Here is a 6940-nt window from a genome sequence, read left to right as displayed (position 1 = left end):
AGGTGCAAAACTTATACTTTCTTATATTTTTAAAAAAAGCGCCTTTCCCTAAAAAAAGTCAAAGGGAAAGACGCCCATAATATACCTATGGTTAACGTCTAACACCTTCCTATCCTCCGTAGGTGAAGCAGTGCTGTTGAAACAGGCAGGTCTCCTGGCTAGCGGTGTCAGCATCCTTAGCAGTCTTCCCAGCAGTAGTAAATTGCCAGTGACATATGTTGCTATGGACTCTTCCGTTACAGTGGCGGGACCGCATCGGCTTCGAACCGAACTTCCCTTTTAAGCCTACCGAATTACTAATTCCGGCAAGCACCTGTCTCCGTTATTTTCAAGCTAAAACGCCCTTGGCGTCCTTTTAAGGACGGTAAGACGTTTATGCGAGAATAATAAGAATAAAGTGAAACTTTTACTTTATCCTTATCATCAATAAAGTGAGTGTCTTAATCTGATGTCATCATACGTGAAAGCCCCCGTCATCTGCAATAGATGACGGGGGCTTTGGTTATATCGATTCCTTATAACGGATTTAGAAAAACACGAAATATACTACTGCAGCAAGTACTATGCGATATATAGCAAATGGTAAAAGCTTAATCCGGTTGATCAATTTCAAGAAGAAACGCATCGATAATAGCGCAAACACAAAGGCACTGATAAAGCCTGCAATGAAGAACGGCAGGGCATCGATGGTGAAATATTGCCAGTTCTTCATCAGTGAGAGTAAACTGGCGCCTGCCATGATTGGAACAGCCATAATAAACGTGAAATCAGCAGCAGCGCGATGACTCATACCCAGAAGAACACCACCAGAAATCGTCGACCCGGAACGTGAAAATCCCGGCCACAAGGAGAAGCACTGGACCAGACCAACACCTAGCGCCTGCTTATATGTAATCTGATCGACACTCTCCGTTTGAATCTTCTTAGGTCCGAATAGATCCGCAATAATCATTAATACAGCACCGACTACTAGACCGATTAACACGGTAGATGTAGAGAATAAATGTTCGTCAATATAATCATTAAACAGAACCCCCAGCACGCCTGCTGGCACTAAGCCTACAAGCACCTGTGTAAGCTTAAGGTGGCCGCCTTTTTCAAGCTGTGGTTGTTGCTCGGTTACAGGATCCAACTGCTTGCGGCTGAAGCGCTTTAAGCCCAACAATTCAATGAACCTATTTCTAAAAATAACTACAACTGCTAATATTGACCCCAGCTGTATAACCACTTTGAACGTATTGGCCGTATATTGCCCAAATAACTCTGTCGATTTTAACCACATATCATCAACAATAATCATATGACCCGTGGAGGATACCGGAGCAAATTCAGTCAATCCTTCAACAATTCCCAAAATAATAGCTTTAATAATCGTTAATAGCTCCATTTGTTCTCCTCCTTTTAATCATAACTTTTATCTATAAGTCCTTCTCGGCTCAACCTTCGGTGTTCATTTTCCGGCTGCGCTTGCGGAAGAACAAATACCCCAGGATCACTACTCCACCTGCAAGAAGCACGTACACTACGTTAGAGTACATATCCATATACATGGCGATGTCTTCCCAGGACTCACCCAATGCCGCCCCAATAAGCACCAGCAATAGATTCCATCCCAGCGTACCAATCGTTGTGAAGATCATAAACACTCCAAATTTCATGCCCGACATCCCTGCTGGGATCGAGATCAAACTACGCACTAATGGAACCATCCGACAAAATAATACGGTCCAATAGCCATATTTGTCAAACCAAGCGTCAGCCTTGTGGATGTCCTTTTTGCTAATCCGGAGTAGGCCGCCCCAGCGTTCAACGATCTTTTCCAATCGATTTACATCCAACAAACGACCGATATAATAAAGAATCACTGCACCCAGCAGTGAGCCAAGCGTAGCAGCAATGATTACCCCAGGAATGGTCAAATTCGTTGTGGTTGTCATGAATCCGCCAAAAGGAAGGATCACTTCGGAAGGAATTGGTGGAAATATATTTTCAAAAGCGAGCATCAGGAAAATACCAAAGTAACCAAACTGCTCCATAAAATCTGTAATCCATGCTTGCATTTCGTAACCCCCATTATTCAGATCAAGTTCTTCTTCAAGTTGCGTAAATAACGGCTGCGAATAAAAAAGAAGTAAAGTCCCTGGACAGCCAAATATCCCAATAACACCGCCCCGGTCTCCACAGCAATAGATAAGTAGAACAACCGCTGAAGCGCAATAAAGGCAAACACACTATGCAAAATGGCAATCCCAACCGGAACAAAAAACAACAACGACAATTGTATCGTTACAATTCGGTTTAGCTCATGATCTGTAAGTCCCATTTTGGACAATGTAGAATATTGATGACGATCATGATCTAGATCTGTATACAGCCGGAAGTAAAGGAAGCTGCCTGCCGCTATGAAAAATACAGTACCCACCAGTAAAGAAGCGAATAGCATCGTGTTGTACAATGTTCTCTGTATTTCAAACAGCGTGCCGCTAACAACAATCGCGTATGGCGAGTTACTTTCATAGGATCGTTTCCCTTTATGAGCAAGATCCGCCGCTATACCTACTGTTCGCGGGAAGTCATCCATGTAAAATCCTGTATACAAATCGGTCTGTACGGGATGAATAGCCTTGTAAAGCTCATCGCTAATCACAACACCGCTGAAATCTCCCCCATCCCTTCCATCCAGCTCCGGCAATAGATATTCGGCAATGGGAACATGCTGGGTATAACCCATTTCTCGAATGGAAAGACCTTGCTTCAAAGTGTATATCGGCTTTACTCTACCCGCTTGCAGACTCCGGTCTCGTTGCGAACCGATCATCACCAGTCCTTCATCTCCACTTAGAGGTTGCTCATCCGTCGTAAACCCTGCACGAAGCAGAGCAAGCTTATAATCACTGTAAGCAATCAAGGGAAGCCTTAACGTGCGATCTGGCCCGGTCTGAGATTCCACCTCTGCGTATTTAATCGGAATATTAAGTGTCTCATAGGGTAACCCGAGCGTTGTAAGCTCTTCCTTAATTTCGTCCAAATGCTGATCAAAAGGATCCTGCGATTGATGGCCTTTGGCTACATAACCAACTGCTGCGGGATAATCCAATTTCAACTCTCTGGAAAGCGTATGGATCGATGCAAATACTCCCACTGAAGTAAAAGATACTGCGGATACAATCGTCACCATAAAGAACATTCGGGCATTCTCTTTCCAGCGGTAAGACAAGCCCGATAAAGTAATGATATTCGTGCGGTTCCAATACAGGCGCCGGATCGTCTTAAGCAGTTTAACAGTGTAAATACTGAGCTGAGTATAAAAGAGATAGGTACCCGCAACCGTAATTATAACGACGGGGAACATCACCTTTTCAACCGAAGCCGCTTGTGCAGTAGCTGCCATAAAATAGCCCGTTAACAACAATAAAGCAGACAGGATTGATAACACCAAGGAAACTTTAGGTTCCTCTTCTGCTTTTCGTTCTCCCTGAAACAGCCGCATCAGTGATTCATTCCCAATAAAGAAGAACGTGCTTAGAGAGATTAGAATAAATAACAGCGCAAAGCTACATATCGTTAGTACAAGCGCCTGCCATGGAAGATGAAACGTTAAAAGAGGTATACCCAGAAAAGTAGATCCGATCATTAAAAACAACTTGCCCAGAATTAACCCTAGTAATGTACCTGTCAGAATGGCTGAGGTGCCGATCATCATATTTTCCAAAAATACCATCATGTTGAGCTGTTGCTTCGTCATTCCATGCATCAATAAAATCCCAAACTCCATCTTACGTGACTGCAGAAACGATCCAACCGATACGAGAACGAACAAGGAGCAAAACACATAAATAATGGCTTCTGCCGCCATCATTGTATGAGCTGCTGTACTATAAACCAAACTCTTAGAAATATCCGGATGGTAAATAAACAAAGCGCACACGAAAAAGATCATCACTGAAAAAGCACTGACGACAAAATAAGCCGCATATTTACGCTTGTTTCGTGTAACATTCCTATAAGCGAATTGCCGAAAGGTCATGGCTAGTTCCCCCAAGCAGAGACAACATATCAATGATACTTTGGAAGAAAGCGCCTCTGCTGCTCCCCCTGTACATTTCACTATAGAAACGTCCGTCTTTAATAAAGATGACTCGGTTACAAAAACTCGCGGCCACTGCGTCATGTGTGACCATCAGCACAGTTGCCCCTTCTTCCTGATTTACCTCTGTCAGCATATTCATGACTTCACCTGAAGCCTTGGAATCCAGATTCCCTGTAGGCTCATCTGCTAAAATCAGTGCAGGACGATGAATCATCGCCCGGGCGATGGCGGTCCGCTGCATCTGTCCACCTGAAATCTCGTATGTCCTTTTTTGCAGCAGATGCTTGATGTCCAGCATACTTGCTACTTCTTTCAATCTGCTCTCCATTTCCGTTACACGGACACCAGCAAGCGTGAGAGGCAGCACAATGTTCTCCTCAACAGTGAGCGTATCCAGCAGATTGAAATGCTGAAAGACGAAACCAAGCTCATGGCGGCGAAAGAGTGCCTTGTCTTGTCTGCTAAGCAGATTGGGATCTCGGCCGTTGATCAGAATCTGACCGGAGGTCGGCTGGTCAATGGTGGCGATCGTGTTGAGCAGTGTTGTTTTTCCACTCCCCGAAGGTCCCATAATGCCAACAAACTCCCCTTTTTCAACAGAAAAGCGGATATGATTCAATGCCTGAGTGGACACTTTGCCCTCATATATTTTTGATAAATTATGAACATCTAGAATGGGCAAGTGTTACCTCTCCTTCTTTCGACTGGATTGCCTTCATTATACAAAGTGTATACACAGGCTGCCATTTCTCTAACTTACAATGACCTTACATATTTGTAAGGTAGGACTCCTTAAACACTATCCGTACGGTCGTGCCCTTGCCTTCTTCTGAGCAAATGCTCACCTCTTGGCCAAGTTTTCCGCAGATCTGTTTTACAAGATATAAACCCATTCCCGTGGATTCTTGAAAGGTTCGTCCATTGACACCTGTAAAATAAGGATCAAACACACGCGGCAGATCACCTGCTGGGATGCCCACGCCTTCATCTCGTATCTCCAGTACTGCTCTCTTGTCTTCTTGTATGTACCCATGAAAATATACATGTTTGCCGACTTCCGTCGTATAACGTATTGCATTCGTAATAATCTGCGTAAGTACAAAACTTAGCCATTTCTCATCTGTAGTTACGGCGATTCGCTCATCTATTTTAATAGTAGGAAATATACGGTTACGTATGAACAGACGCTTCTGCTCTGAGGTCACGCTACGTACGAGGGTTTCCAAATCCAAACGTTCCACGTAAAAATCATGCTCAAAGGTATCTAGCCGAGCCGTATAAAGTACAGTGTCCAGTCCTTTTTTCAGACGATCCAGTTCATCACCTATCGCCGTAAAAGGCGGTCCGTCTTTATCTTGAATCATCAAATGGATCACAGACAGCGGTGTCTTCATTCCATGCACCCACTGATTAATAAAGTGAATATGTTCTTCCAGCTTGTGGCGGTAGCTGTGTAAATCATTTTTGTAGAGGCGGAATTGTGACCCTAGTAGTCCCCGTAAACTCACGGCAAGCGGAGAATCCTGTGATGGACCGCCAGCTTCATCTAGAGAGGTAGGTACAGTCTCCAGTCGTTCATAGAACGTACGATTGCTGATATACCGGTAAGCGAGGTAGCCAAGCAGCAGACAAGTGCTGAGAAGAGCAGCGTACAGACTAACACTCACACCACTGCCCCCATCCAGTCGATAAACTAGTGTGATCAAGATGAGCTGTGCTAGATAGACCACAATTAATGGGATCTGCTCCCTTAAAAACAGCTTCAACCCTCATCCCCCCAATTCGGAATCAAGCGGTAGCCTTGACCTCGAACGGTTTGTAGACCGTCCGTAATCTCAAGAGCCGCAAGCTTTTTACGTACACGGGTGACATAGACATTAAGCGTATTCTCATCCACAAAGGCTTGATCATCCCAGATTTTTTCGAGCAGTCTGTCGCGGGTAACGATAGTTCCCGACTTTTGCATCAGCTCATCTAGTATCTTGGCTTCCGTGTGACTTAAATCCACCTTGGCTTCTCCCCGAGTAAGGACTAGTCGCTCCACATCCAGTGCCAATCCGGCAACGGTTAGGGTACGCTCATTGTTGCTTCCCGCATAGGTGCCGTAAGCGCGTCGTAACTGGCTTTTAATTTTGGCCATCGCAATTTCGTAATCAAAGGGCTTCGTAATATAATCGTCGGCTCCGTTCTCCAGCGCCATCACCTGATCCATTTTGCCGTCGCGGGCAGATATAAAAAGGATAGGGCAGGTGGAAATCCCACGAATCTGGCGGCACCAGTAATAACCATCGTATTTTGGCAAATTAACATCTAATAGAACCAGGTGCGGAGCGAACGTCTCAAACTGAGTGCGAACCCGCTCGAAATCATTCACAGCCTGTGTTTCATATCCAAACTTATGTAAATAATCCTGTAGCAGAGCTACCAGTCCACGGTCATCTTCTATAATAAATATTTTGAACATATCATGCCTCCGGTCACAGCCTTAACAATATAGGGGTTTGCCAAATAATATATACATCGTGGACAGGGTTAGTCAAATTTGTTAGGGGGATTATGCGACAAATCGTCAGCGTAAAGCGAGGCTGGTCGCCATGCTTAACGTGAGGCAGATATTTAAGGGTTGAATTAAACTATCACAAGCCCAACCTCTAAAAAAAGACCCGTGAATGAGCATAATCATTCACGGGTCTCACTATATAGTTAGTTGCAGATACAGTAGCGGTAGACATCACAGAGTCGATAAAAAAAACGTCAACCGGCGATATCATATCGAACATAAGTAACCAATGTCTTGCTGAAGCAATTAGAACTGGATCTGGCCATTTCTACGGGATTTATACCGTTCAT

General features: G+C 44.4%; 6 protein-coding genes and 1 riboswitch. All 6 genes read right to left on the bottom strand.

Translation table 11 applies throughout. The features are described from left to right. Nucleotides 1-127 precede the first annotated feature (127 nt). Nucleotides 128-332: riboswitch (cobalamin riboswitch) on the bottom strand. Nucleotides 333-526: 194 nt separating this feature from the next. Next, nucleotides 527-1387 carry an undecaprenyl-diphosphate phosphatase gene (locus CA598_RS30600; protein WP_042190575.1) on the bottom strand — a complete coding sequence of 287 codons (861 nt, stop codon included), beginning with the start codon at nt 1385-1387 and terminating at the stop codon, nt 527-529. 49 nt (nt 1388-1436) lie between these two features. Continuing rightward, a complete protein-coding gene (locus CA598_RS30595) occupies nt 1437-2060 on the bottom strand; it encodes a DedA family protein (RefSeq protein WP_042190577.1) in 624 nt (207 codons plus the stop codon). A gap of 17 nt (nt 2061-2077) precedes the next feature. Then, nucleotides 2078-4027: an FtsX-like permease family protein gene (locus CA598_RS30590; RefSeq protein ID WP_094878937.1), complete on the bottom strand. Its 1950-nt coding sequence runs from the start codon at nt 4025-4027 to the stop codon at nt 2078-2080. Then, nucleotides 4002-4772, bottom strand: coding sequence for an ABC transporter ATP-binding protein (locus tag CA598_RS30585; protein ID WP_094878936.1), 771 nt, complete (start codon nt 4770-4772; stop codon nt 4002-4004). Before CA598_RS30585 ends, CA598_RS30590 begins: the two co-directional genes overlap by 26 nt. An 85-nt stretch (nt 4773-4857) precedes the next feature. After that, nucleotides 4858-5856, bottom strand: a complete 999-nt coding sequence (locus tag CA598_RS30580) for a sensor histidine kinase (protein WP_094874630.1) — start codon at nt 5854-5856, stop codon at nt 4858-4860. Next, nucleotides 5853-6554, bottom strand: coding sequence for a response regulator transcription factor (locus CA598_RS30575; protein WP_094874631.1), 702 nt, complete (start codon nt 6552-6554; stop codon nt 5853-5855). Before CA598_RS30575 ends, CA598_RS30580 begins: the two co-directional genes overlap by 4 nt. Nucleotides 6555-6940: the final 386 nt, after the last annotated feature.

This window comes from Paenibacillus sp. VTT E-133291 (assembly GCF_002264395.1).
Lineage (GTDB): Bacteria > Bacillota > Bacilli > Paenibacillales > Paenibacillaceae > Paenibacillus_AQ > Paenibacillus_AQ nitricinens.
The sequence above is the reverse complement of the archived record's forward strand: the minus strand, read 5'-3'. Positions and strand labels throughout refer to the sequence as shown.

What these genes read in the sequence shown, in the direction of transcription:
- CA598_RS30595 (WP_042190577.1), bottom strand. Translation starts at nt 2,060, where the DNA reads ATGCAAGCATGGATTACAGATTTTATGGAGCAGTTTGGTTACTTTGGT.
- CA598_RS30590 (WP_094878937.1), bottom strand. Translation starts at nt 4,027, where the DNA reads ATGACCTTTCGGCAATTCGCTTATAGGAATGTTACACGAAACAAGCGT.
- CA598_RS30575 (WP_094874631.1), bottom strand. Translation starts at nt 6,554, where the DNA reads ATGTTCAAAATATTTATTATAGAAGATGACCGTGGACTGGTAGCTCTG.
- CA598_RS30600 (WP_042190575.1), bottom strand. Translation starts at nt 1,387, where the DNA reads ATGGAGCTATTAACGATTATTAAAGCTATTATTTTGGGAATTGTTGAA.